The organism is Paucibacter sp. TC2R-5 (genome assembly GCF_025717605.1).
Taxonomy (GTDB): domain Bacteria; phylum Pseudomonadota; class Gammaproteobacteria; order Burkholderiales; family Burkholderiaceae_C; genus Paucibacter_A; species Paucibacter_A albus.
Genome location: NZ_JAJIRQ010000034.1, coordinates 1 through 940, shown reverse-complemented (window position 1 = coordinate 940; position 940 = coordinate 1). Strand labels below are relative to the sequence as shown.

At 65.7% G+C, this 940-nt stretch carries 2 protein-coding genes; both read left to right on the top strand.

The window, feature by feature from the left end; translation table 11 throughout:
- Positions 1–642 (top strand): PEP-CTERM sorting domain-containing protein (locus LNV08_RS22950; RefSeq protein ID WP_414858790.1); only part of this gene is annotated, 642 nt, incomplete at its 5' end.
- Positions 643–702: 60 nt separating this feature from the next.
- A partial coding sequence (locus tag LNV08_RS22945; protein ID WP_263536061.1) for a hypothetical protein occupies positions 703–940 on the top strand: 238 nt, incomplete at its 3' end.

The following is a 940-nucleotide window of genomic DNA, read 5'->3' as shown; positions in this document are numbered from 1 at the left end:
CTCAGTACCGCTGCCAGCCAGATCATTCTTTCGGGCAATAGCAACAGCACCTTCTACGGCAATGTGGATGTGCAAAACGGCGCCGAATTGCGCGTGTCAACCGGCTCGGTCGCGACCTTCTTCGGCACCGTTCAGCAGCGCACCGGCGCCAAGTTCAGCGGGGCGGGTGCCAAGCGTTTCGAAGGCACGCTGACGGTGGGCGCATCGCCGGGCCTGGGCAGCGATGAGGGCGATGTGGAGTTCGGCGACAGCAGCACCTACCTGGCCGAGATTGGCGGCATCACCGCCTGCACCTTGCGCTGCGGCAGCGATGAGGCGTTCAAGAACAGCAGCTTCGACAAGTACATCGTGGCCGGCAATCTGAGCCTGAACGGCACGCTCAAGCTGACGTCCTGGAATGGCTTCGTGGCGCAAAAAGGCCAGAGCTTCGACCTGCTGGACTGGGGCACGCTGACCGGCACTTTCGCCGACATCGATGCCACCGGCTTCAAGCTCGCGGCGGGGACGCAGCTGGACTACAGCCAGCTCTACACGAGCGGCGAAATCCGGGTGATGGCCGCCCCGGTGCCCGAGCCCGAGACCTATGCCTTGCTGTTGGCTGGGCTGGGGCTGCTGGCTTGGCGCCGCCGCAAGTTCGGCTGAAGCTCAGGGCCGGCAGCCGGCCCATCCATCCCAGACAACCCTTGCCAGCCAGGAGCTGCCATGCTTTCACTTTCAACAAGCCCTGCCGCGCGCAGGCTGAGCGCGCCCTTGCTGGTGGCGCTGAGCTTGGCACTGCCGGCCGGCGCGGCCATCGCGCAGACCGGCGAGACAGCCAAGTTAGCCCCGCCTGCCCCATCATCTCAGGCCATCGAGCAAGTCGTCATCAAGCTGCTCAAGAGCCGGCCCGAGCTGGTGCGCGACGCGCTGGACGAGTTGCAGCGCCGCGAGCTGGCTGGCA